This window comes from Sphaerochaeta sp. PS (genome assembly GCF_032144095.1).
Taxonomy (GTDB): Bacteria; Spirochaetota; Spirochaetia; order Sphaerochaetales; family Sphaerochaetaceae; genus Sphaerochaeta.
Genome location: NZ_JAVSNJ010000005.1, coordinates 49,952 through 75,063 on the forward strand (window position 1 = coordinate 49,952; position 25,112 = coordinate 75,063).

Consider the following 25,112-nt stretch of genomic DNA (forward strand, 5'->3'; position numbering starts at 1 on the left):
AATCATGGATCTATTCATACAAGGTTTCCAGCAGTTCTTTACCCTTTCAAGCTTCGTATACATGAATATCGGATTGCTCCTTGGCTTGGTGTTTGGTGCCATCCCAGGCCTGACGGTAATTTTGTGTATCGTCCTGTTTCTGCCCTTTACCTATACCATGGGCCCCATTGACTCCTTCATGTTCCTATTGGGCATCTACTGTGCCGGAGGGTATGGTGGTTCGATCTCAGCTATCCTCATCAACACCCCAGGTACTCCCCATGCTACGGCGACGATGGCCGACGGGTATGCCCTCACCAAGATGGGGCAGAGCAAGAAGGCCTTGAACATCGCCTTGCAGGCATCTACCTTCGGTGGCATGTTCAGTGCCTTTACCCTGCTGTTCTTTGCCCCCCAGGTAGCCAAGTTCGCCCAGAAGATGGGTACCCCTGAGTATTTCCTGGTCTGTCTGTTTGGCCTGACGGTCATCGCCGGAGTCTCAGGAAAATCCCTTATCAAGGGGATCATCTCAGGTGCCTTTGGCCTGTTCATCGCCACCATAGGGCTCGACCCCATGACCGGCTCTACCCGGTTTATTTTCAAGAACATCAACCTCTACTCGGGCTTTGACCTGGTAATCTGCCTGATCGGCCTGTTCGCCCTCAGCGAGGTCCTTGCCAAAAGCAAGAAGAGCAACCAGGTGACCCTCTCAAGCCTTGCAGAGGTCAAATCCGAGAGCGGCAAGATATCGAAGAAAGAGTACAAGCGCATGGCACTTCCTGCTTTTCTTTCCGCCATCATCGGGGTGATCATAGGCATCATCCCGGGTACCGGGGCTTCCATGGCCTCCTTTGTCAGCTACGACAGGGCGAGGCAGATGAGCAAGCACAAGGATGAGTTTGGAAAAGGCTCGGTTGAAGGGATTGCCGCAGCTGAGACTGCCAACAATGCCGTAACAGGGGCAACCCTCATCCCCCTGTTGACCATGGGCATCCCTGGTGACGGTGCTGTAGCCATCATGCTGGGAGCCTTGATGATCAACGGCCTTACCCCGGGCCCCAACCTCTTTGCAAAACATGGGGTTACCATGTATGCCATCATGATCGGGCTCATCTTCGTGAACCTGTTCATGTACCTGCAGGGAAGGACGCTTACCAAGTATTTTGCCAGGGTGGTATCCATCCCCGTATCCATCCTTACCCCGATCATCGTCATATTCTGTTTTGCAGGGGCTTTCTCTGTGAATGCCTCGATGTTTGATGTCGGTGTTACGCTGGCCTTTGCCATCATTGCCTACCTGTTCAACAAACTGGGGTTCTCTACCATTCCTGTTTTGCTGGGCTTGGTGTTGGGCGCCATCACTGAGGAGAATTTCCGCCGTTCGCTCATCCTCTCCGATGGTAGCTGGGAGATTTTTGTGCAGTCACCGATAGCCATTGCATTTCTCGTGGTAATTTTCCTCACCGTCGCAATTATTGTTGGAAACAAAATGAAAGAATCACGAAGGAGCATGTGATGCCACAACCAAACATCATTTTCTATTTCTCGGACCAACAGCGCTTTGATACCTGTGGTTGTTACGGACAGAGCCTGCTCATAACGCCAAATCTCGATAGGATGGCAGATGAAGGGGTACGCTTTGACCTCGCATTCTCGCCCCAGCCTGTATGTGGGCCTTGCCGATCGATTTTCCAGACTGGCCTCTATCCTACAGAGACCGGGTGTTTCAGGAACAACATTGCCCTCCCTGCCAATGTGAAGACCCTGGCAAACTATCTTACGGAAGCTGGGTATGAAACTGCCTACATCGGCAAGTGGCACCTTGCCTCCACCGGGGGGCTGGAAGAGAAACCGGCGATCGACTACCACACCAAACCCATCCCCAGGGAGTTGAGGGGAGGCTATGAGGGTTTCTGGAGGGCTGCCGATGTGTTGGAGTTCACCTCCAATGGATATGGCGGGTATGTCTATGACGAGGAGATGAACAGGTGCGATTTCTCTGGCTACCGTGCCGATTGCATCACCGACTACGCCCTTGAGTTCATCGACGGCTACACAGGGTCAAAGCCATTCTTCATGACCGTCTCCCATATCGAGCCCCACCACCAGAATGACAGCAACCACTACCAGGGCCCCATCGGGTCCAAGGAGAAGTTCCGCACCTACCCAGTCCCTGGCGACCTTGCCGCCTTGGAAGGGGATTTCAGGCAGGAGTACCCAGACTATCTGGGGGCTTGTGAAAGCATCGATGAGAATTTGGGCCGCCTGATTGAATCCCTCAAGAAGAAGGGCATCTATGAGGATACCATCATCATCTTCTCTTCCGACCATGGCTCGCACTTCAGGACCCGCAACAGGGATGGACACTTGAATGGGTACGATGACTACAAGCGTACCTGTCATGATGCAGCCTTGCGCATTCCTCTGGTAGTACGTGGCGGCTCATTCTTGGGAGGAACTGTGGTTGAGGAGTTGGTCAGTACGGCAAGCCTGCCTAAGACAATCCTCTCCATGGCAGGCATTGATGTCGGGTCGGCGATGATAGGGGAAGACCTTGCAGATGTTCTTGCAAAAAAGGAGACCGATCGTGCCAATGAGATATTTGCCCAGATTTCGGAAAGCAGGATCGGCCGGTGTATCCGGACTCCTCACTTCAAGTATGCTGTATATGCACCAGGGAAGAATGGGGGCATCGAGCAGGATAGTGATGTCTATGTCGATGATTTCCTGTATGATCTGGATAGCGACCCGTTCGAGCTCAACAACCTTATTCACGACAAGGCCTATACCCGTGATAAGCTTCAGTTGAGAGAGCGGTTACTCCACTGGATCCTTAAGGCAGAACAGAAGGAAGTACGGATAGAAGATGACCCGACAGGAAAGTCTGCACACCAAGAAATATGAACAGGTCTATGAGTATATCAAGACCTATATAGAGCAGCAGAGGTTTACCGAGAATACCCGCATCCCTTCCGAGAACTACCTGTGCAAGAAACTCTGTGTCAGCCGGGAGACGGTAAGGACAGCCATCGCCCTCCTGGTCGAGGAGGGTGTTGTCTATGCCGTCAAGGGCAGTGGCACGTTCTTCAACAAGAAACGGGTGCTCATGCATGAGAACCTTCCGGAAAATGGGGAGCTCAAGATTGGCGTTATCGTCCAGGGACAGGACCATAACGCCAATTCCAACCTCCTGAAGGGGATTCGGAGCGCACTTTCCCAGCGCTCTGTCGAACTGAAGATATTCTACACCGACAACAAGCTGCGCAATGAGCGCAAATGCCTTCTGGCATGCTCCAAGGGCTTTCACGGCCTTATTGTCGATGGCGTCAAGGCGAGCATGATAAATTTCAACCTTGACTGCTATTCTGCCCTGTATGAAAAGGATATCCCAATCATTTTCTACAACAACTACTATGCGGGGGCCAGCTTCCCCAAGGTCACGATCGCCGACGGTCAGTGTGCCGATGAACTGGTCAAACGGCTTACCGACAATGGGCACAGGCATATCGCCGGAATATTTGTCTATGATAACTACCAGGGCATCGAGAAGTACAAGGGCTATGTCCGTGCCCTGCAGAAGTATGGGGCGACCTATGATGACAGCTATGTGAAGTGGTTCATTTCAGACGATACCTTCGACGAAAAGGAGGTTTCACGCTCCTTGTGGAATTTCCTGAAGACCCTGCCCAAATGCAGTGCCATTGTCTGCTGTAATTTCATGATCCTAAAGTGCGTATTGCGCTTATTGGCCAAGCATGATAAAAGTATTCCGAAGGATTATTCGATCGTCAGTTTCGACTACTCCGACACCGATTGGCAACAGAGTGGCATAACCTGCTCCGTCCATCCTGGTTTTGAGATGGGCTTTGAGGTTGGCAAGAGAATCTATCAGATGATCTGTGACAACGAGTACAAGATCCACGACTATTCCTTTACCTTCAAGCCGACCATTTTCAACGGCAGTTCGATCCAAGATATCCGGACCAAGGAGAATTAGCATCAGAAACCATAGTACTGTCATGATAAAACCTTCATCCTCAGCGTGCAATCTCCGTTGTGACTACTGCTTCTACCATGAGATAGCAGAAAACCGCGAGGTGGGGTGCCGCCCCTTCATGGGCGAGGATGTGATGCTTTCGATCATCACCAAGGCCTTGGCAGAGGCAAAGCACTGTTCGTTTGTCTTTCAGGGGGGGGAGCCCTCCCTTATAGGGCTGCCTTTCTATGAGAGGTTTGTCGCAGAGGTGAAACGCCTCAATACTGAGGGGGCTTCCATCCACTATGCGTTCCAGACCAATGGGATGCATATCGATGACGCCTGGGCCCTCTTCTTCAAGCAGAACAACTTTCTGGTGGGTGTCTCCTTCGATGGTTCCCCTCGGTTGCATGATATGCACCGTTTTGATGGCCAAGGAAAGAAGAGTGCGCGATCGGTCTTGGATGGAATAGCCCTCCTTCGCGAGTATGGGGTTGATTTCAATCTCCTGAGTGTCGTCACCAATGAGCTTGCCCAGAACGTCGATCTCATGTGGCAGTACATGATCGGCCATGGACACCGGTATCTGCAGTTCATCCCCTGCATGGAGAGTCTGGACAGTGATGGAAGGAAACCGTTCCTGACTGCAGAAAACTACTCCCTGTTCCTCAAGCGCCTGTTTGACCTCTGGTATGAAGCATGGCAGAAGGGAGACCCTGTCTCCATCAGGTTCTTTGATAACCTGGTAGGCATGCTTGCAGGCTACCCTCCTGAGAGTTGTGACATGGCAGGCATCTGTTCGGTCCAATATGTGGTCGAAAGTGATGGCACTGTCTTTCCCTGTGACTTCTACTGTGACGATGCTTCAGTCTTGGGAAATATCCTGACCGATGAGTTTTCTGCCCTTGATGAGCGTAGGGCGCTTCTTCGTTTCATCGAGGACTCTCCCAACACCATCGATGCGTGTGAACAATGTCCTTGGAGGGTCCTCTGCCGTGGCGGTTGCAAACGGTATAGGAGAGAGGAAGGGTACCGCTTCTGCTCGACCATGCAAGATTTTTTCCCCTATGTCATTGAACGGATGGAGCATGTGGCTCGTACTATGGTACGATAGAGAAACAAGAGAGGAGAGCTATAGTGTCCCAGCCAGACCTTCCCATCAAGTCCAAGAAGCCCGAGGTAAATCTCAAGTTCTATCTGAAGCTTTTCTGGACCACCTTTACCCTGAGCCTTTTTACCTTCGGTGGAGGATTTGTCATTATTTCCTTGATGAGGAAAAAGATGGTTGTCAACCTCAAGTGGATCAACGACGAGGAGATGATGGACTTCGTCATTATTGCCCAATCTTCGCCGGGGCCCATTGCCCTCAATGGTTCGCTGATGGTGGGCTACCACCTGGCAAACATCCCAGGGGCTTTGGTAGCCGCCCTTGGTACCGTTCTCCCTCCCATGATCATCCTTAGCCTGGTCAGCCTCGGCTATGAGGCGGTGAAGACCAACCTCTGGATCGCCTCTGCTTTCCATGGGATGCGCCCTGTTGTCGCTGCCATTGTCCTGCAGGTAACCTGGGCTCTCCTCAAGCCTCTCCTGGACAAGAAGAAGATCCTCCCCATAGCCATGCTTCTCCTCGCCTTTGTTGCCCTCTACTTCTTTAAGGTGAACATCATGCTGGTTATGGTGGTCTGCGTTGTTGCCGCTGTCATACTGAGCCTTGTCGAGATCAAGAAGGAAGGGCACAAATGAGCATATTCATCCAACTCTTCATCAGCTTTTTCCAGATAGGCCTGTTCAGTATCGGAGGGGGGTATGCGGCCATGCCGCTTATCCAGGCCCAGACAGTTGTTCTCAAGGGGTGGCTCAGCCTTGCTGAGTTTGCTGACCTCATCACCATTGCAGAGATGACCCCGGGCCCTATCGCCATCAACTCGGCCACGTTCGTGGGTATGAAGGTTGCGGGCATTGGTGGGGTGGTTGCCGCAACCTTAGGAAATATCCTGCCTTCCTGCATCATCATGATCATTCTGGCAAAGCTCTATGAGAAGTACAGCAAGCAGACCCTGCTCAAGAGCATCCTGGAGAATGTCCGCCCTGTTGTGGTAGCCGCCATCTTTACCGCCGGTCTCTCCCTGTTGCAGCTTGCGATCGGCTCATTTAGTCTTGGTATCCAAAATTTTGACCTCTTTGCTGTCATAGTCTTCTTGCTGGCCTTTGTGATACTGAACAGCAAGAAGCTTCGCGTAGGACCTATCATCCTGCTGATCATCGGGGCAGCTGTAGGGATTGGCTATGGTGTTGTCACTGGTGTGGTGTAGGGGACAAGCCTTGCGCGAAAGAAGTAATGTCACCTGGTATTCTAGCTAGACATTGCCGCCTACCTTTTCTGCCATTTTTGTGTATCTCCCAAGTGAAGAACTGGAATTCCCATTGCCTTTCACTGCTTGGTATGAAAAATCTGTAAAAATTCGTATACATTTCCCTATCATCAAAGGATAATTGCCACTATCATTTGTCATAGGTTTTTACTTGATTCTATAATCTTTGATCAGGCTTTTCATCTTTTTTGGACTACCCTAAGCACCAAGGAGCTTCTTACAATGATACGGATAACAAAACGGGTTTTTACAGACCTCGCTATTTGGATGATGGGTTTCGGCATTCTGGTCGGCATTGTATTCCCCTTTTTCATGGTAGTGTTGGGAATGGACCCTGCCATTGCAATGACTTGGTGGTTCTTTTTCGTATGCATGTCAGCTGGCCTGTTTGTAGGGGCCGTCAATATTCTCTTGGCCCAACGTATTGTGGGAGACCGCCTAAAAGTGCTAGCAAAGCATATGAAGGATATTGAGAACCACCTCAAGACCATAGCGGGAAAGTCAGAGGCCATGGACTGCACCCCCGCCAACTGCCACATCCCTGTCGATTCCAAGGATGCGATAGGGGCAAGCTCCCTCGCCTTCAACAACCTGGTCGATACCCTGGCCAAGTCCATCCAGATCGAGATGGACATCCGTAGATATACCCAGCTGCTCACCACCCACCTTGAGACAGACCAACTCTGCCGAAGTGCCCTCATAAGTCTGATGGAGATGGTGGGCGCTCCTTCTGGGGCAATCCTCATAGAGGAAGGTGGGGAACTTAGGGCCTACCATACGGTCGGGTTGACCAAATCCAGCTCGTTGCACAACAACCCCCTGATCCTCAACACCATGCAGACCTTGAAACGTACCATCATCGACATTCCTGAAGACATCTTGCTTGAAGGGGTAATGACATCCTTCCGTCCCCAGCAGATCATTGTGGAACCAATCGTCTACAAGCAGCTGCCTTTGGGTATTGTGGTATTGGCTTCCAACCTGGCCTTCAGGGCCGAGGTGTTGGAAAACCTTGACCTCTTTGGGACCAGCCTCGCCCTTGCCCTCCATAACGCCTTGACCCATGACCAGGTTCAGAAACTTGCAGCCATCGACCCCCTGACCGGTGTCTATAACCGTAGGTTCGGCCTCTCACGCCTGCATGAGGAGTTCATCCGTGCCGTCAAGCAGAACATTGCCTTGTCTGTCCTCATGATCGACATCGACCACTTCAAGCAGGTCAACGATACCTATGGCCATACGGTGGGGGACAGGGTGCTGCGCACCATCGCCTCCACAACCCGCTCTCTCTTGCGCGAAGGTGATATCCTCATCCGCCTGGGAGGCGATGAGTTCATGGTAGTCCTGTTGGGAGCCTCACGCTCAGATGCCCTTGAGGTAGGACAGTCCGTCAGGCGGCAGATCGAGGAGAAGCGCATTGCATATGGCGAACAGTCCATCCATGTAACCCTCAGCATTGGAGGTTCCTCCTTCCCTGAACTCGATGCAGGGCATGAGAACGAGCTCATCGAAGCCGCTGACCGGGCCCTCTATCTGGTGAAGGAATCGGGGAGAAACAAGGTCTCGGTTTGATAGCATCTACCACCTCTGGTATTCTGGAGCTTGCAGCCTGTCGCTTCTTTTCAGCTAACCCCTAGGCTCCAAACCTAGGGAGAGTGGGTTTTTTCCCTTGTGGGCCCAATGCAATGCATGGTAGGATTCCTCCTATAGGAGCCACATGATGTATATCCAATGCACAAGGAAACTGCTCTCGCTCATTGATGAACCCAAGGAAGGGCTCCCTGCAGACCTGGGTGATGAATCTTTCTGCTGGCATGCAAATGTCATCGAACTCAATGGCGAGCAGTGTGTCATCATGGTGAATAACGTGGCCATGTTCTTGGCCCTGTTTATCCTGGAACCCTTTGTAGACTTTACAAAACAGGTACGTAAGGCAATTAGGATTTCCCTTGAGGATAGTGGCCTCCCCCCAGGTGCCGTAACCAAGTATCTTGCCAGTTCAAGGGCCTTTCGTTTCTGTCCAACCAGTGACCGGTCCCAGATCGGGCGGCTGAACCAGGTGGCACACATGGCAAAGGAGCATCTTGCTTGGGTGGAAACCCAAAACGAGGGGGACCATCCCCTTCCTGACAATGTATTGGAATTTCCCTCACCCAACAAAGGTCCTATGCAAAAGCCAAAAGAGAGAAAAGCCAGACAGGTGCCATCCAAGCCTGTCAGTAATGAGACTCCGAGGAAGATGGTAGCCCTCGATGTCGAACTGGGTCTCGTGAAAGGCAACGGACCGGTGAAACGCTCCTTTCTGGTTCCCCTTGACATCACCTTCGGTGATTTGCACGACATCCTGCAGATAGGATTTGGATGGCAAAATTTGCATCTGCATGAGTTCAGGCTCAAAAAGAGATTGGTACGAATCGGAATGTTCTTGCCAGATGACCCTTTCATGGACGATTTCTCCCCACAGGATTTGCTTGATGAAAAGCTTACCCATCTTTCTGACTATATTCCTAGGGTGGGAACTGTCGAGTATGAGTATGACTTTGGTGACAGCTGGATCCATACCATCAAGGTGGGGCAGGTCACCACTGCCGTTGACGTTGTCCATCCCGAGTGCACTGCGGGGGTGGGTTCAACCCCTCCAGAGGACTGTGGAGGCTTGTATGGCTATAGTCACCTGTGCAAGGTTCTCTCCGACCCTTCTTGCGAGGAGTACGAAGAGCTCCTCTCCTGGGCAGGTGATGAATTCGGCCTTCCCTTTGATAAGGCCTCCATTAACAAGAGCCTGAAGCGACTCTCATTGTAGGTGCGCTGGTCAATAAGGAGAGAGTATATGCATTTGGGTGTACTAGCGGATGATTTTACCGGTGCGACAGACATTGCCGGATTCTTGGTCAAGCACGGGATGGCGACCATCATGTTCAATGGGGTGCCAGAACAGGCTCCAGCAGTTTTTTCCGATGCCTTGGTGGTAAGCTTGAAGATCCGCTCCTGCCCAGTTGGCGAGGCCGTGGAAAAAGCCCTCTCTGCCCTTTCTTTCCTCAAGGCGTCCGGCTGTACGAAGTTCTACTACAAGTACTGCTCTACCTTTGATTCCAGCAGGGAAGGGAACATCGGGCAGGTTACCGATGCCCTGCTATCGGCCCTTGGTACCACCATGACCCTCATCTGTCCGGCCCTGCCGGTAAATGGGAGGACTGTCTACAAAGGCTACCTGTTTGTCCAGGATAGGCTTCTGGGCGAATCAAGCATGAAGAACCATCCCATCACCCCAATGCTCGACTCCAAGCTTGAGAGGCTCATGGAAGGGCAGTTCAAGGGAGCGTGTGCCCATATCTTCTTCGAGGATATGAGAAAGGGCAAGGCCCATGTACAAACCCTGATAGAATCATACAGACAGGAGAAAAAGAACTACCTCATCGTCGATATCCTCGATGAAGAGGATTTGGAAACCACCGCCCAGGCAACGGAGGATTTTCCTCTGGTCACCGGGGGGTCGGGTTTGGCCCTGGGTATCGCACACCTCTACAACCAACGCCTAGGAAGGCCCAGCCATGAGGTGGTCAGCTTCATCCCCAAAAAGGAGCGTACTGTGGTGATAGCTGGCTCGTGCTCGGCCCAGACCAATGCCCAGGTTGCCTACTACCAGGCCAAGGCTCCTTCGATGCGCATTGATGAGCAGAAGTGCCTCAACCAGAAAGGGTATGCAGGAGAGCTCGCCCTTTGGGCCCTTAGCCAAGATGCAGAAGGCCTTGCCCCTCTGCTCTATGCCACAAGAAATGTGGAAGAACTTGCACAGAGCAAGGCGTTGTACCAAGGCCTTGATCTCTCCTCGATGATAGAGAGGATCATAGGGTGTGTCACCAAGATCCTTGCCTTCAATGGGGTGAAGAACTTCATTGTGGCAGGAGGAGAGACCAGCGGGGTGGTGGCCACGACGCTGGGAGTCTCTTCCTACCTCATCGGGCCCCAGATAGACCCAGGGGTCTCCTGGGTTCGCTCCCTCGACGGGACCATGCACCTGGCCTTCAAGTCAGGTAACTTCGGCATGGTAGATTTCTTCGAAAAAGCACAGGAGATGTGTCATGCATGAGAAAGAGGCGAGAAGATCATTGGTTATGGTTGCCCGGTCGCTGTTTGCACGGGGATATGCCGTGGGAAGTGCCGGAAACATCTCGATGAGGCTGGAGGATGGCACCTATCTTGCCACCCCATCCGGTTCCTCTTTCGGGACCATCTCGGAAGAGGATATCGCCCATTTTGATGAAGAGCGGAATCTGTTGAGTGGCAAAAGTCCCACCAAGGAGGTTCCCCTCCATCTTGCCTGCTACGCAACCCATCCCTCGATGAGGGCTGTGGTCCACCTGCACGCCACCTATTCCACCCTGCTGGCAAGCTGTGAAGGCCTCACCGATGGCCTGCCGTTCGATCCTTTCACCCCGTACTTTGTCATGCGGGTGGGGGAGGTCGGGGTGCTGCCCTACCGGATCCCAGGCTCAGTATTGCTTGCAAAGGATATTGAACAGAGGCCCCAGTTCACCACCTATCTCATGGCCAACCATGGGATGCTGGTCTGTGGACACACCCTCACCGAGGCGGTCAATGCTGCAGAGGAGTTTGAGGAGAGTGCCAAGCTCTGGTATCTGGGCCAGAGTCTTCCCCTCAGGTATCTGAAACCTGAGGAGATTGAGGAACTAAAGGCCAAGAGGTAAAAGATGGCTCCTGTTCGGTAGTGATAGCCGAAATCGAGATAGTATTTAGAAAAATCCTATATAAAACGTACAAATAGGATATCAATACTACGCACCAAGGGCTCTGCCATACGAAGAGTCTCCCCCTTGGTTTGATCACATAAGCCACCCAACATCCTGGGTTTGGCACACAATAGCCCTTAGCCTTGCTGCGTAGGGAGGTGGCTCTGTTGGAGCATGAAACTATTTTGTACATTCTTTCCTATATTTGATGTAGGTCAAATCTTTTGGTAGATTACCCTGCTATATTGGGTTCAGATACAAACACAATGGCAAGAAGGAGCACACTATGGCAAATACACAAACATTCAAACAGATGAAGGGTGGTCATTTCAAAACCCTACAGCAGTACGCCCCGATCGTGGCAAGGGTCCATGGTGGACATCACCCGGAGTTCCATGAGGTACGGACCTTGTTGGATGCGATCATGCAGAAAGCGAAAGATGCGGGCAAAGGAAAAGCTGAGTTGCACGAGGAGTTTTCCAGGTTGCGTGAGATCACCGGCAACTATACCGTTCCCAACGACGTATGCGAAAGCTATGAGGCCGTCTACGTTTTGCTTTCTGAACTGGATCGTGCATATCATGCTTGAGAGGACAATCTCATAACAAAAGGTAGGTAGAGTTTTGCAGAAGTATATTTTAGGTAAGAAAAATCTCATAACATTGATGAGCGCAATTTTGATCGTCATCGGCTTTGCCAGCGATCTGGGGTTCAAGAATGAGGGCATTGCCCTCTGGGCTCTGGCCATCGCATCCATTCTGGGCTTGGCTCCGATTGCAATCCAGGCCTATCAGGCATTGAAGGTCAGGGTCGTCAGCATCGATGTGCTGGTGACCATTGCGGTGGTCGGGGCCTTCCTGATCGACAACCTCGAAGAATCGGCCATCGTCACCTTCCTGTTCCTGTTTGGGGCTTTCCTGGAGCAGCGGACATTGAATAAGACACGCTCGGCTATCAGGGAACTTACGGAGATGGCTCCTGAAAGTGCCCTGAAGCAGATGGAGGACGGTGAGTTTGCAGAGGTGGCTGTGGATGAGGTGGATGTCGGCGATATCCTGCTGGTCAAGACCGGCTCGAAGGTCCCTGTCGATGGCAGGGTGTTGTCTGGAGAGGGCCATATCAATGAGGCAAGCATCACCGGGGAGGCGATTCCTGTAGGTAAGGAAAGAGATTCAGGGGTATATGCCGGGACAATCCTGGAGAACGGGACCCTCCAGATCATAGCTGACCGAGTCGGTGAGGATACTACCTTTGGCAAGATCATTGAGCTGGTTGAAGAGGCCCAGGACTCCAAGTCAGAGGCTGAACGGTTCATTGACAAGTTTTCCAAGTACTACACTCCTGCAGTACTGGTTCTCGCCATCATCGTATGGATAGTTTCCCGAAATATTGAACTTGCAATAACCATCCTGGTGTTGGGCTGCCCCGGGGCCTTGGTTATCGGGGTTCCTGTATCAAACGTGGCAGGGATCGGCAACGGGGCCCGACACGGTGTCCTTCTGAAAGGCAGCGAAGTCATCCACGATTTCAGCAGGGTCGATACCATAGTATTTGACAAGACTGGGACCTTGACGGTAGGAAACCCCAAGGTAGCTGACACTGCCTTCTATGCTGATGATGGCACTGCAGTATTGGCATATATTGCCAGTGTGGAAAGGGAGTCTGACCACCCCCTGGCAAAGGCTATTGTGGAACATATCGGAACCACCAATACCTTTGTCGTGGAAAAGACCGAGGTAGTGAAGGGTGGAGGCATTGTCGCCCTAGTCGAGGGGAAGCGAATCGCAATCGGCAACGTTGCCCTGATGGAGCAGGAGCATGTCCCTTTGCAGGAAAAAGCTCGCTCTGATATCGAGCTGTTCGAAAAGAGAGGAAACTCACTTGTCCTGACAGCCGTTGATGGAAAACTGAAGGCTTTGATGGGTATTCGTGACCAGGTTCGACCAGGGGTAAAGGAAGACCTTCTTGCACTGAAAAAACTTGGGGTCAAGAACCTGGTAGTCCTCTCCGGGGACAACCAGGGGACCGTTGACCTGGTAGGACGGCAGTTGGGATTGACCGAGGCTCACGGTCATATGTTGCCGGAAGACAAGGCCGCCTACATTGCAAACCTCCAGGCAAAAGGCCAGATAGTGGCATTTGTGGGAGATGGTGTAAACGACAGCCCTTCCCTTGCCTTGGCTCAGATCGGGATCGCCATGGGAAATGGTACGGACGTCGCCATTGAGACATCCGATGTCGTGCTCATGAATTCGGACTTTAGCCGCTTGCCCCATGCCTTGGCCTTGGCGAAAGCCACTGCTGCCAACATGCGGCAGAACATCCTTATTGCCGTAGGGGTTGTCCTGATCCTGCTTGCAAGCGTCTTCTTCAGTGACTGGATGAACATGTCCATTGGGATGCTGGTTCACGAAGCGAGCATACTGGTGGTCATTGTAAACGGGATGAGGCTGCTCCGATTCCGGTTACGGAAAAAAATATAGCACATTTGATGTAGGTCAAATACGGCCAAGGCAAAATGTACTATCATGTAGGTATAGAAACGATCAAAGGAGATACAAGATGCAAAAAGCTACCATTCAATTAGAGACATTGACCTGTCCTTCATGCTTGCTGAAGATTGAGAACGCAACAAAATCCTTGCAAGGTGTGGAAAAAGAGAGTGTCAAGGTCATGTTCAACTCAAGCAAGGTGAAACTTGACTTTGATTCTGAGAAAATATCCATCGCAGAGGTCGAGAAGGCCATTACCGCTCTTGGCTATGAGGTCAAGAAGACACAGGTTAAGGCCCTCTAGGATAGAGGAAAAACCCTGAAGAGGGATGAGAAAGGCACCTTACACTATGTTTTGCAAGGTGCCTTTCCCATGTTGGAACCTATGAAGGGAAAACAGAATCCTTTGTCAGTATTCAGAAACTGGGCTCCAAAGACCCCTGGGCAACAGTGCTTCTACAATGCTGACACGACTTTTTGCCCCTTCTCCCTAAGCTTTTTGGTGCAAAATCCACGGCACAGGGGAATCTACTAGTAGTTCCTTACCAGCTTTCTTGCTGGAAACAGTGTCACCGATTGGTCAAAACCTACCATTGTTGCATCCGCTGTGGCTCGTTACCCTTACTGTACATGCCCCATACACCCTTTGTATGAGGATGGAGGAAGGAGTTCACGATGAAACGAATACGGATTTTTGGGGATTCCATCTTGAAAGGGGTTGTCTATACGCAATCCAGCAACCAGTACTCGGTATTGGAAAACTCTCCCATGGTCCAGCTGAGCCAAACCTATGGTCTGGATATCCACAACAACTCAGTGTTTGGCTGTACTGTCGGAAAAGGGTTTCAGCTTCTCAAACGGTCCATCGAGCGAGGGCTCTCATGTGATGCTGCCCTGGTTGAGTATGGAGGCAATGATTGTGACCATCCCTGGGCCACCATTGCTGAGAACCCCAAGGGAGAATTCTCGCCCAATACCCCCCTCGAAATCTTTTCCACGACCATGCAGAACATGCTGGAGACCTTGAAGGCAAGGAAGATCAAGCCGGTCCTCATGACATTGCCGCCGATTGACTCCCTGCGCTACCTGAACCATATCTGCAGGAATGGCCTGAACAAGGATGCAATCCTCAGCTGGCTGCAGGGCGATGTCCAGGGCATTGCCCGCTTCCAGGAGCTCTACTCGCTGAAGATCAACGAGATAGCGAAGGCAACTGGCACTATCCTGGTGGATGTGCGTAGCGCCTTCCTCCAGCGCCGGGACTATGGCTCGCTAATCTGTGAAGATGGCATCCATCCAAACCGTGAGGGATATCGTTTGATAGCCTCCAGTTTTGCCGACTACCTGGATAGGCAGAGTAGCTGAAAAAAAGGCAATGCCTGAGTGGATTGCCTTTGTTGCTTGCTGTTCTGTTTTCAAATCACCCTAGGGTCGACATCAAGGGTATAGTCGATGCTTGGGAAGCCAAAGCCATGGATCTGCTCATACTCAAGTCTGACACCGTCAAGATCCCCCTGCTTGAGCTCCTCGCCCTCGGTCTGCAATGCCCACCGTCTCTCAACCTCAGCCTGAACCTAAAATATGGCAACATGCTTATCTGGGATTCGACTAACAAGATTCCGGATTAATCTTGCCTTGGGATAAAAAGTTTTTTACAAACAATCCTATTTCTTGGCTTGCTCCTGATTGGGAAAATCCGTTTAGATAAGAATTTGACCACTAAAACTATAGGAATTAGGGGAGGGGAAATCTTGCCCCCCATATAATTGTATGAAATACTACTTACATGGATATACAGAAGAATATGGCGCATGCCACTGATCTGGAAGCAATCCAGGTCATAGTTGAAAGATATCTCTCTTCTCATGGAACAGGGGCGTATACCTACCGTCCTTTCTATCATGGAGGGATATATCGAAAGAAAGATTATCGGTATCACGCTGATTTGAACCAGCTTTTACCAGAGGCCCTCCTAGGTTCTTTTTCCTACATCTGGGGGGTCTATAATTCACCCACGGACCAAGACCTCAGGTTTGTCCTGATCCCCTATGGCCCGGTTTCCATCTATGTGAATGGTAAATTGGTAGGGGGTAGTGATATCTTCAGTGAGCGGTATCGTTCCAAACCAAACTTTCAACTCCCCATGAAAAAAGGGAATAATGATCTGGTTCTCGTCTGCGAGAATACCTCTGGGGGTTTCGGGTGTGAATTCGGCCCATGGCTAGTGAAGCACGAGTACTACTTCCTCATGCCTCCCATGAGGGAGGATCAAGAGGGCTTGTGCTACAGCAAGAGCATACCAGAACGCCTCCCTGAGGTTAATGCAAGATCACTTTCTTCTTTGTTTTGGTATCCCAAAGAACCTGATGTGAATGCTATAGAGCTTAACTTCCAAGAAACTTTCCCTCATGCGAAGAAGGGCCAGTATATTGTTGCCAATACCTGTTTGGATATGAAGAAAGAGGGGTTGGTCTCCTTTGGCGATGGAATTGAGGTATCGGTGGACAACCAACTGATCCGAGGAACAGTGAAGCTGGCAGCGGGACTTCACACGCTAATCATCAACAGCAATGCATCTTCTTCTTTCGTACCAAAAATAACTGATGTGAAAAGCGGGAAAGCAATCCCTCTGACCAATCCCATATTAGGGTTTGATTCCCAATACAAATGGCTTCTAGCAGGTCCGTTTGACAACTACCCAAAAATCTTTGAGGCGCAATACCTGAAGCCCTTCACAACTTCCAACGGATTAGACTTTTGGCATCTACAAGGCCGCGACACCTACCTTCGCATGTACAACGACAACCCTCTTTTCGGGCATTGGAATTACGCCCTGGGAGTCACTCTCTATGGGTTGGTCGAAGTAGAACGAATGCTCAAGGGGAAAAATGATGGACTTGCCCGAAGGATTTCAACGTACCTTGTTTCCCATCTCCAAAACAGTATTGACACCTATGCCTATGCACTTTGGGATAAGGAAACCTTAGGGGGAGCCACAGCCGTACATCATCTAATGACCGGCATGGACAGTCTGGATGATTGCGGCTCCTTTGGGTCGACACTTTTGGAAATTGCTCGTGACCACCAGATTGTCGGGTATGAACCGATAATAGAAATCATAGGTGATTTTATAAGCAACATCCAACCCAGGCTCCCCGACGGAACATTTTATCGGGCCCACCTGATGCGTGATTTTCACGAGAATACTCTTTGGGTTGATGACCTGTATATGTCCGTTCCCTTCTTTTGCCGTTATTCCAAGATTAAAGGAGATCTCTCCTACCTGGAAGATGCTGTTGGCCAATTCTTTGGGTTTGAGAAGTACTTATATATGGAAGACGAGCAGCTCTTGAGCCATGTGTATGACTTTGATCGTGATATAGCCACAGGGATACCTTGGGGGCGAGGCAACGGTTGGGCACTATTCAGCCTTTCCGAGCTTTTGATGGTTCTCGACCATAAGCACCCCAATCGAGAGGCCCTTCTTTCTCTGTACAGGCGCCTCAGTGAGGGCTATCTGCGTCTACAAGATGAGATGGGCATGTTCCATCAAGTCCTAAATATGAGTTCATCCTACCCAGAGAGTTCCTGTACGGCAATGTTCGCGTGCGGCTTCTCCCGAGGGATCAGGATGGGATGGTATGGTGCTGATGCCCCCAAGTATGAAGATGGGTGCAGGAGAGCCTGCCAAGCCCTCAAGGAACAGGCCATCGATAAGGAAGGGCATGTGTGGGGAGTTTGTAGAGGATCGGAATTCTCATGTTCAGCACACTATTATGCTGAGCGGCTGCTTCCCCTTTTGGACGACACCCACGGCATAGGGATCATCCTGCTTGCGTTATGCGAGGATATGAAACTTGGGTAGGAACTCCAGTTAGAAATGTTGTTGAATGGAGAATCAAAAAGGAAGATGGGCACAAACCCATCCTCTTTTCCTTGCAGTAGCCAACAAAAACTATTTCGATTTCTTGGCCTTATTTCTTGTAAGGAAATTATTAATTGCCGTTTGGGGCTCTCCTGTAGTGAATGCTAAACCTGCTGCATAGATACTGGTTTCCACAGCACTGACAAAATCTGTCTCGATCCATTTGTTGACCAGCTCTTTTTGTAGTCTAAGGGCAGTAGGGCTTAGGGTCATGAACTTCAATGCTATCGCCTTGGCAGTATCAAGTACGTCTTTTTTTGGAACAATTCTGTTGACTAAGCCCATTGCTAATGCTTCTTGCGGGGTGAATGTCTCGCCAAAATAGATTAGCTCCCTCGCTTTCGCAAGACCTACAAACTTATGGACTATTGCAATTTCAATGCTTGCAGGAATTCCGGATTTGATTTCAGGAAACCCCATCACCGCTGAATCAGAGACGACAGAATAATCACATATAAGTGGAATAAGACAGCCGCCTCCCAGTGCATTCCCATTGACTGCTGCTATTACTGGCTTGTTGCTATGGCGAATGGCATCGTTTAGGCGATGTTCAAGCCACAGCATCTGTTCGATGTCTATACTGCTGAACTTAGCCATCTCCTTTAGGTCTGTTCCTGCACAAAATGCACGATCCCCCTCACCAGTTAGGATAATCACCCTGAAATCCTCTGCTTCGTTTGCAAATAGGAAGAATTGCAACAGGTCTTTTTTTGCTTCTCTTGTTAAAGCATTCATCGCATCTGGACGGTTGATTGTCACATACGCAATGCCCTCAACAACTTCCAACTTGCTATGCTTCATGGGTGGATTACTGTCGCTGTATATCATTGGTTCCCTTTCTCATACAAGTATGGGTTTTACGGAAAACCCATTGCCCGATTTTTATACCAACTGGATCCCCATACGCTCTGGACGGAAAATCCGGGAATCCATCTCTTTCACATCACCAGCCACCTCAACCTCAAAATCAAGTTCATCCAATATATCTCTCTTGATATCTATGCCTGGGGCAAACTCTTTTAGAACCAACCCTTTTTCACCAAGTATGAAGACCGCCCTTTCTGTAATATACATAAGCTGCTGATGTTTTTGTCTGGCCACAGAAGCATTTAAGGTTATCCCTTCAATGGTAGAATTTAGCTTTTTGTGCTTTCCTTCCTTCTCGATAATAAGTTTCCCATCAACGATTGATGTTTTCAAACCGCCAGCTGTGAAGGTTCCGGCAAGGACTATCTTAGGGGTGGAATATACGATCTCATTGAACCCGCCAGTTCCTGCAATGATATTTTTAAACTTATGGTTGTTTACGTTACCATATTGGTCAACTTCCCCCATACCTAAACAAGTGATATTCAGCATACCGGCTGTATAAAGGTCGAATACACTATTGCTATCGAGTACCATGTCTGGGTTCATGGCAACGCCAAAAACACCGGACCAGCCTGGGACACCTCCGATAGGGCCATGCTCTATGCTGAAAACCAAATCATTCAAGATATCCTCTTCCACTGCTACGGCGGGAAGGTTGGCTGGTATTCCGAACCCGAGGTTTACCAAGTCACCTTTCTTTAGCTCAAGTGCGATTCTCCGTAAGATCACTTTTCTCTGATCCAGGGGAACAGTCTGTTTGAGTTCTATTGGCTGTCGGACATCCCCAAGGACTGACTTTGGATGTTTGGAGACCTGAGCCTCGTCACGTTCGTCGATTACCACATAATCGACTAGCCTTCCTGGTACCATGACTAGCCTAGGGTGAACAGAACCACTTATGATTTTCCTGCGTACCTGGGCGATGACTATTCCGCCTTTGTTCTTTGCTGCCAAGGCTGTTGCAAAGATGCCTTGTGAAGTTGGTTCGTCCTCCAAGGAGATATTTCCCTTTTCATCAACAGAAGTTCCCCTGATAATTGCAACATCTACTTTCAGCCTTTTATAGTACAGCCATTCCTGGCCATCCAATTCTTTCACTTCGACAATCTCTTCTTTTGTGACTTCATTTAGTCTCCCACCGTTATACCTTGGATCAGCTTGGGTATGCAGTCCAACTCCTGTGAACAATCCAGGCTGGCCGGCACCAGTATTTTTCAGTAAGCTATAAAATGAACCCATCGGGAGGTTATAGGCTTCAACCTTGTTTTCAAAAATCAGTTCATTCATTTTCCTGTTTGGCAGCATTGAGGCAAAAGATCCCCCGATCAGCCTTTTTACGAATCCCTCATGGGCAAAATAGTCCACGCCCCTGCCTTCCATGGAACCTAGGAAAACAGGGAACATCACTGTCAGATCAGAAGGGCCCCCAGATTCTAGGAATGATTGCTCTAATTCATATAGTATAGTCTCTGGTTCCAGGAGATTTAAGTTGCCGATAATGCAAACATGATCTCCTTTATTAATCTTCTTAATGGCTTCTTTACCACTAATAATCTGAAACATGTGTTTTCTCCTTATAAGGTATAGGATTCTTGTTCTTTACTACAAAATCTAAGATTTGTTTTGGGATTTAGGATTCATATATCTTACTTTGATCTGTTTTGATATCCTTTATATCTTTTCCGCTGAAAAAATATAGAATTCTTGAAATATACAGTAAGCATTCTTTTGTTTTCAAATAAAATCAGCATATATAACGAAATAAATACTAATCATTCTCATTTTACATCGAAGCGAGATAAATATGTAAACGATTATATATGTATGCTAACATAGCTTTTTTGCTTTGTAAAGAAAAATGATAGGATCAGTTTTCCTTCAGTTTTCCTTATGACATTCTCCGAAAAATTTAAACTATCCACTGCAAAAAAAAATCTTTACAAATGAAGAACCCCATGATAATGTGATTATATTCAATATATAAACGATTACATATTCGATTTGGGGTAAAGATGCTTAGAGATGTAAAGGTCCTCAGTTTTACTCATTACCTGCAAGGACCGTCAGCTGCTCAGACTTTAGCTGACTTGGGTGCTGATGTAGTAAAGGTTGAACCGACAAAAGGTGCACATGAAAGAAGCTGGTCTGGAGGGAATACCTACCCCGGTGGCGTGTCCATGTTCTTTTTACTTGGGAATCGTAACCAAAACTCTCTTTCCATCGATCTGAAATCGCCCCTTGGAAAGGAAGTCATCATAAAACTCATCAGCACCTACGATGTAATCATAGAAAACTTCCGACCGGGTGTGATGGAGAAACTAGGTTTGGGATACGAGGAGCTCTCAGCCATTAACCCTAGACTGATCTACTGCTCATGTTCAGGATATGGGCCTTCAGGGCCGAATGAAGAGAAGCCTGGTCAGGATCTGATAATTCAAGGCATGAGTGGTCTGGCCTCAATTACAGGGAGTAGGGACGATGCTCCTGCCCCGGTAGGTACTGCAGTAGTAGACCAACATAGCGCGGTTTTGGCTGCGTTAGGGGTAGTGACAGCGTTGTTTGACCGTGAACGTACTGGGAGAGGACACAAGATTGAAGCAAGCCTGCTTGGGGGTGCTCTGGACCTGCAGCTAGAATCTCTCGGATATTTTATGAATGGCGGGCAGTTCACCGAGAGGGCAACAACAGGCGTTGCCACAAGGATGCACCAATCTCCTTACGGGATATATAAAACATCAGATGGATACATAACCCTTTTCATGGTTCCATTAGACAAACTGCAGACCTTGTGTACGCCAGGGGCCTTTTTCGGATTTACCACTGAGGACCAGATGAGTCGCCGATTGGAGTTTGATAAAATTGTGGCCCAAGAGATGCTCAAGAAGACAACGAAGGAATGGATGGGAGTTTTTGATGCAAACAAAATCTGGTACGGACCTGTGAACAGTTACTCAGAAATGCTTGAAGATGAACAAGTGAAGTATAACGATAATATCTTGACTATCCACCATCCAAAGGCTGGAGAGGTTAGGGTTGTCGGACACGCGAACAAATATGATGGTTCCTATCTGAAAATTCGCAAAAACCCTCCTGTGCTTGGGGATTATACCTATAAGCTTTTGAAGGAAATTGGATATGACGACAATCAAATCCACGAATATGTTAGTGAAGGGATTGTCGTTGGAGAAAGGCCTGCATTATGAAGTATGAAAACAAACTGGTACTGGTAGAGATCTCTGAAAAGGTAGCAATACTCACCCTAAACCGTCCACCCCTTAATATTCTTACTCTTGAACTTACCGCAGAACTAAGAAGGACTCTGCATATAATTGAAAATGATGCTGCAGTTCGAGTTGTGGTATTGCGCGGATCAGGAGAAAAAGCATTCTGTGCCGGTGCTGACATCAAGGAATTTCCTGCAGTCTGGGATGATGTGATCAATAAGAAACTACTCAATGAGAATCTTGCTGTTGATGAGATCGAGTTGCTACAAAAGCCTGTGATAGCTGCCATGGAAGGCACGGTTTTGGGTGGTGGCTGTGAAATAGCCTTGGCCTGTGACATGCGGTTAATGAGTGAAGAAGGAAAAATCGGCTTGCCTGAGATAAACTTAGGTGTTTTTCCAGGCAGTGGAGGCCTCTATCGTTTGGCCCGACATGTTGGTTTGTCTGTTGCGTATGAAATGTTGTATACGGGAAAAATACTCACCGCAAGTGAAGCCAAAGCGATCGGACTGGTAAATTATGTTGTTCCCCGGGGATCAAGCGAGAAGAATGCCGTAGAGCTCGCAAAAGTAATCGCCTCAAAGCCTTTCGAAGCGATAAAGCTGATCAAGAAAGGGGTAAGGGATCTTTGGCAAAGGTCCACAGAAGAAAATTTCAGGACCAATCTCGACTTTAGCAAGCAAATTTTCAAGACTGAGGACTGCGCAGAGGGTGTTGATGCATTCATCAATAAAAGAACTCCTCAATTCAAATAGTAGGTTGGTTATATGATTTTAGATACGGATGTTTTAGTTGTAGGAGCTGGAGTTGCTGGTTTGCGCTCTGCGATCGCTGCCGCTGATCAAGGGGTTTCTGTTCTTCTGGTATCAAAAAAAGATATTGAGAAATCAGGAACTACAAATGCGGATGTAGCGGAAATGGCAGGGTTTAATGCAGCCTTCCCTGATAATGCGAAGGAGGTAGAGTTGCATTATCAGGACATAGTTGAAGCCGGACAAGACGTAGTCGATACAAAACTTGCGAAGATTGTCGCACAGAATGCTCCCCAAGCGATGCGCGAATTGCTAGATTGGGATGTTGATTTTGAAGTGGAAAACGGTGAAATGTTTGTTTTCCAGAGTTGCTTCTCAACATACCCGAGGACCCATGTGATTAAGGGGCATGGAAGAAATATCGCCGTTGCCCTAAGACGAGAGATCTCAAAACGTAAGAATATAACTGTCCTTACAGGAGTGACGATAATTGGGCTGCTTCGCGGGGATGCCCAGTGTATCGGAGCATATGGAATCCTCGATGGAGAAAAGCTCACTGTGCAGGCGAAGGCAACAATTCTAGCAAGCGGTGGTTGTGGCAGAGCCTTTAAGCGGTCATTTAGCCCGTCCGATGTTGCAGGAGGAGCGTATGAAATGGCTTTTCAGGCGGGGGCTGTCATCCAGAACCTAGAATTTATGCAGATTGGCATTGGGTTTTCCTACCCCCTGGTCAATATATTTAACGGATATCTGTGGCAGGGTCATCCCGTTTTAACTGATAAAACCGGCAAGGAAATATTTTCGAAGATTTTACCTGAAGATGTAACGCCGAACGATGTTTTTGATGCTCATGTCTGGCACTATCCTTTTTCTTCCAGAGATAATTCGAAATATTTGGAAATTGCGATTAACAAGGCAATTTCCAAGGGATTGGGGAGTGAGAATGGGGGAATCTCTGTTGATATGCGCCACATGACTGATTCCTATGTGGCAAATCTTTCCAAGGACAGCGGTATTTCTCATATGTGGCCGCTAGCCAGAGATTTCATCCTAAGTCGCGGAGTCAACCTTTTGGACCAAAAGGTTGAGGTAGCCTGTTTTCAACATGCCATGAATGGAGGGATCAAAATAGACCAACATGCTGAATCCACTATCCCCGGCTTATATGCGGTAGGAGAGTGCGCTGGAGGCCCCCATGGAGCGGATAGGCTCGGAGGGAACATGTTCGTCACAAGTCTGGTGTTTGGAAAGATTGCGGGAGAAAATGCAGCAAATCAATCGAAAAAAATACAAACACTTCCTGAAGCGGATCTCCATTCCAAGGAAGAACTTATTCATAAGTATGAGCTAATGTACAAAAAAGTTGATTTCAAGGGTGTTTTGAAGGAACTTCAGCAGAAATCTCAAAATTCCTTGCTCGTGGAAAGGACACAAGATGGACTTGAAGAAATGATTATATTTTCTCAGTCTGTTAATAATATACTAGAGTCAGCCCCTACTTCCAAAGTGTTAGAACCAAAGAATTATGATTTGCTGAGTATCGCTAAAACAACATGGTTGATAAGTAAGAGTGCATTAGAAAGAAAAGAGAGCAGAGGAAGTCATCATCGGTCTGACTATCCGACAAAAGATTTGAAGTTCAATCATATCATTGAACAGGTAAAACAGGGATAACCTTTTTTCAGAGGAGGATTACATGAAAAAAGTATTGGTAATTATGTTGGTGTTGTTGGTCGGCATGGGTCTTGTTATGGCAGCAGGATCTAGTGAATCAGCCAAAAAAACGTACGATCTGAAGATTTCAACTTCTCAGACCGAACAATCGTTGATGTACAAGGCTTATGACACGTTTGCCAAACGTGTGAATGAGAAATCAGATGGTAGACTAAACGTATCTGTATTCGCATCCAGCCAGCTGGGTAATGATGAAGACGTCATTGAACAGGCCATTCAGGGTGCAGGGATTGCTGTAAATACGGATGCCGCCCGCATGGGGACCTATGTAAATGAGATGGGTATCCTGATGATGGGATTCTTTGCTGATGACTATGATGAGTGTCTCAAGGTAACTCAGACTCCGCAGTTTGCAAGATGGGAAGATGAATTAGCTGAAAAGCACAAGATCAGAGTCTTAGCTTTCGACTTCTATGATGGACCCCGTCATTTCCTGACCAACAAGCCGATCAACAGCCCGGCAGATCTCAAGGGTTTGACCATCCGAACAATCGGCGCTCCTGTTTGTATTGCGTCAATTGGTGCAATGGGAGCGACTCCTATTGCTATGGCTTGGGGTGAAGTCTATAACGGAATCCAAACAAAGGCTATTGATGGCGCTGAAGCTCAGAGTACTTCAACGTATCCTTCCAAAATTTATGAAGTTGTCAGCTATCTGACCAAGACAAGCCATTTTCAGCTACTCCAAGGTTTGATTTGTGGTGAAAAATGGTACCAGGGTCTCCCTGCTGACCTCCAGGCGCTATTGAAGTCAACTGCAAGAGAGGTTGGTGCAGAAAGTGCAAAATGGGTAATCGAAGAGGCAGACAAGAGTGAAGCCTTAATGGTAAAGGCTGGTCTGACCATAGTAAAGCCTGATCTGGCTCCTTTCAAGAAAGCTGTTGAGCCTGCATATGTGAAGATGGGATATCTTGATCTTCGCAATGAGATCTATAAAGCGATTGGGAAAGTCCAATAACTCTTTATAGAGATTAAAATAATTGATGGAGATGCCTTTTAAGGCATTTCCATCAATTATACTCACTTGATTTTCTTAG

General features: G+C 48.7%; 21 protein-coding genes and 1 pseudogene. 19 read left to right on the forward strand and 3 right to left on the reverse strand.

Annotated elements, in window-relative coordinates:
• Positions 1-4 precede the first annotated feature (4 nt).
• The 14 genes from ROJ03_RS06650 (at position 5) to ROJ03_RS06715 (ending at position 14,935) form a co-directional block, all read left to right on the forward strand.
• Positions 5-1,495, forward strand: coding sequence for a tripartite tricarboxylate transporter permease (locus ROJ03_RS06650; RefSeq protein WP_313726227.1), 1,491 nt, complete (start codon positions 5-7; stop codon positions 1,493-1,495).
• Positions 1,495-2,883: a sulfatase-like hydrolase/transferase gene (locus ROJ03_RS06655; RefSeq protein WP_313726228.1), complete on the forward strand. Its 1,389-nt coding sequence runs from the start codon at positions 1,495-1,497 to the stop codon at positions 2,881-2,883. Before ROJ03_RS06650 ends, ROJ03_RS06655 begins: the two co-directional genes overlap by 1 nt.
• The gene (locus ROJ03_RS06660; RefSeq protein WP_313726229.1) at positions 2,846-3,976 is read left to right on the forward strand and encodes a GntR family transcriptional regulator; all 1,131 of its coding nucleotides are present in this window, start codon (positions 2,846-2,848) and stop codon (positions 3,974-3,976) included. The genes ROJ03_RS06655 and ROJ03_RS06660 overlap by 38 nt, the downstream gene beginning before the upstream one ends.
• 22 nt (positions 3,977-3,998) lie before the next feature.
• On the forward strand, positions 3,999-5,069 hold the full coding sequence (locus ROJ03_RS06665; RefSeq protein WP_313726230.1) for a radical SAM/SPASM domain-containing protein: 1,071 nt from the start codon (positions 3,999-4,001) through the stop codon (positions 5,067-5,069).
• Positions 5,070-5,092: 23 nt separating this feature from the next.
• Positions 5,093-5,698, forward strand: a complete 606-nt coding sequence (locus tag ROJ03_RS06670; RefSeq protein ID WP_313726231.1) for a chromate transporter — start codon at positions 5,093-5,095, stop codon at positions 5,696-5,698.
• Positions 5,695-6,267 (forward strand): chromate transporter, encoded by a 573-nt coding sequence (locus ROJ03_RS06675; RefSeq protein WP_313726232.1) that lies wholly within the window; start codon positions 5,695-5,697, stop codon positions 6,265-6,267. Before ROJ03_RS06670 ends, ROJ03_RS06675 begins: the two co-directional genes overlap by 4 nt.
• Before the next feature lie 282 nt (positions 6,268-6,549).
• A complete protein-coding gene (locus ROJ03_RS06680) occupies positions 6,550-7,899 on the forward strand; it encodes a GGDEF domain-containing protein (RefSeq protein WP_313726233.1) in 1,350 nt (449 codons plus the stop codon).
• Between the two features lie 145 nt (positions 7,900-8,044).
• Complete coding sequence (locus tag ROJ03_RS06685; protein ID WP_313726234.1) at positions 8,045-9,130, forward strand: plasmid pRiA4b ORF-3 family protein; 1,086 nt, start codon at positions 8,045-8,047, stop codon at positions 9,128-9,130.
• 27 nt (positions 9,131-9,157) lie between these two features.
• Positions 9,158-10,417, forward strand: coding sequence for a 3-oxo-tetronate kinase (gene otnK / locus ROJ03_RS06690; protein WP_313726235.1), 1,260 nt, complete (start codon positions 9,158-9,160; stop codon positions 10,415-10,417).
• Positions 10,410-11,036 (forward strand): aldolase, encoded by a 627-nt coding sequence (locus ROJ03_RS06695; protein WP_313726236.1) that lies wholly within the window; start codon positions 10,410-10,412, stop codon positions 11,034-11,036. Before otnK ends, ROJ03_RS06695 begins: the two co-directional genes overlap by 8 nt.
• 328 nt (positions 11,037-11,364) lie before the next feature.
• Positions 11,365-11,667, forward strand: coding sequence for a hypothetical protein (locus tag ROJ03_RS06700; RefSeq protein ID WP_313726237.1), 303 nt, complete (start codon positions 11,365-11,367; stop codon positions 11,665-11,667).
• A gap of 76 nt (positions 11,668-11,743) precedes the next feature.
• Complete coding sequence (locus ROJ03_RS06705; RefSeq protein WP_313726238.1) at positions 11,744-13,561, forward strand: heavy metal translocating P-type ATPase; 1,818 nt, start codon at positions 11,744-11,746, stop codon at positions 13,559-13,561.
• Between the two features lie 79 nt (positions 13,562-13,640).
• Positions 13,641-13,874 (forward strand): cation transporter, encoded by a 234-nt coding sequence (locus ROJ03_RS06710; protein ID WP_313726239.1) that lies wholly within the window; start codon positions 13,641-13,643, stop codon positions 13,872-13,874.
• 371 nt (positions 13,875-14,245) lie between these two features.
• Positions 14,246-14,935: an SGNH/GDSL hydrolase family protein gene (locus ROJ03_RS06715; RefSeq protein ID WP_313726240.1), complete on the forward strand. Its 690-nt coding sequence runs from the start codon at positions 14,246-14,248 to the stop codon at positions 14,933-14,935.
• Between the two features lie 50 nt (positions 14,936-14,985).
• Here the strand turns inward: ROJ03_RS06715 and ROJ03_RS06720 are convergent.
• Positions 14,986-15,132: pseudogene (locus tag ROJ03_RS06720) on the reverse strand (bifunctional NADH-specific enoyl-ACP reductase/trans-2-enoyl-CoA reductase); the annotation flags it as partial.
• A gap of 890 nt (positions 15,133-16,022) precedes the next feature.
• On the opposite strand from ROJ03_RS06720, the gene ROJ03_RS06725 reads away from it, so the two are divergent.
• Positions 16,023-17,435: a glycoside hydrolase family 88 protein gene (locus ROJ03_RS06725; RefSeq protein ID WP_313726310.1), complete on the forward strand. Its 1,413-nt coding sequence runs from the start codon at positions 16,023-16,025 to the stop codon at positions 17,433-17,435.
• A gap of 90 nt (positions 17,436-17,525) precedes the next feature.
• Here ROJ03_RS06725 and ROJ03_RS06730 read toward each other — a convergent pair whose 3' ends face one another.
• Both ROJ03_RS06730 and ROJ03_RS06735 read right to left on the reverse strand, forming a co-directional pair.
• Positions 17,526-18,296: an enoyl-CoA hydratase/isomerase family protein gene (locus tag ROJ03_RS06730; RefSeq protein WP_313726241.1), complete on the reverse strand. Its 771-nt coding sequence runs from the start codon at positions 18,294-18,296 to the stop codon at positions 17,526-17,528.
• 81 nt (positions 18,297-18,377) lie between these two features.
• Entirely contained in the window at positions 18,378-19,928 is a 1,551-nt protein-coding gene (locus ROJ03_RS06735; protein WP_313726242.1) for a CoA-transferase, read from the reverse strand.
• A gap of 449 nt (positions 19,929-20,377) precedes the next feature.
• Between ROJ03_RS06735 and ROJ03_RS06740 the strand changes: the two genes are divergently transcribed.
• Genes ROJ03_RS06740 through ROJ03_RS06755 form a run of 4 tightly spaced genes read left to right on the forward strand, consistent with a single transcriptional unit; the run spans position 20,378 to position 25,033 of the window.
• On the forward strand, positions 20,378-21,568 hold the full coding sequence (locus tag ROJ03_RS06740; protein WP_313726243.1) for a CaiB/BaiF CoA-transferase family protein: 1,191 nt from the start codon (positions 20,378-20,380) through the stop codon (positions 21,566-21,568).
• Positions 21,565-22,344: an enoyl-CoA hydratase/isomerase family protein gene (locus ROJ03_RS06745; protein WP_313726244.1), complete on the forward strand. Its 780-nt coding sequence runs from the start codon at positions 21,565-21,567 to the stop codon at positions 22,342-22,344. The genes ROJ03_RS06740 and ROJ03_RS06745 overlap by 4 nt, the downstream gene beginning before the upstream one ends.
• Positions 22,345-22,356: 12 nt before the next feature.
• Positions 22,357-24,015, forward strand: a complete 1,659-nt coding sequence (locus ROJ03_RS06750; protein WP_313726245.1) for an FAD-binding protein — start codon at positions 22,357-22,359, stop codon at positions 24,013-24,015.
• A 22-nt stretch (positions 24,016-24,037) separates the two neighbouring features.
• Positions 24,038-25,033 carry a C4-dicarboxylate TRAP transporter substrate-binding protein gene (locus tag ROJ03_RS06755; RefSeq protein WP_313726246.1) on the forward strand — a complete coding sequence of 332 codons (996 nt, stop codon included), beginning with the start codon at positions 24,038-24,040 and terminating at the stop codon, positions 25,031-25,033.
• Positions 25,034-25,112 lie beyond the last annotated feature (79 nt).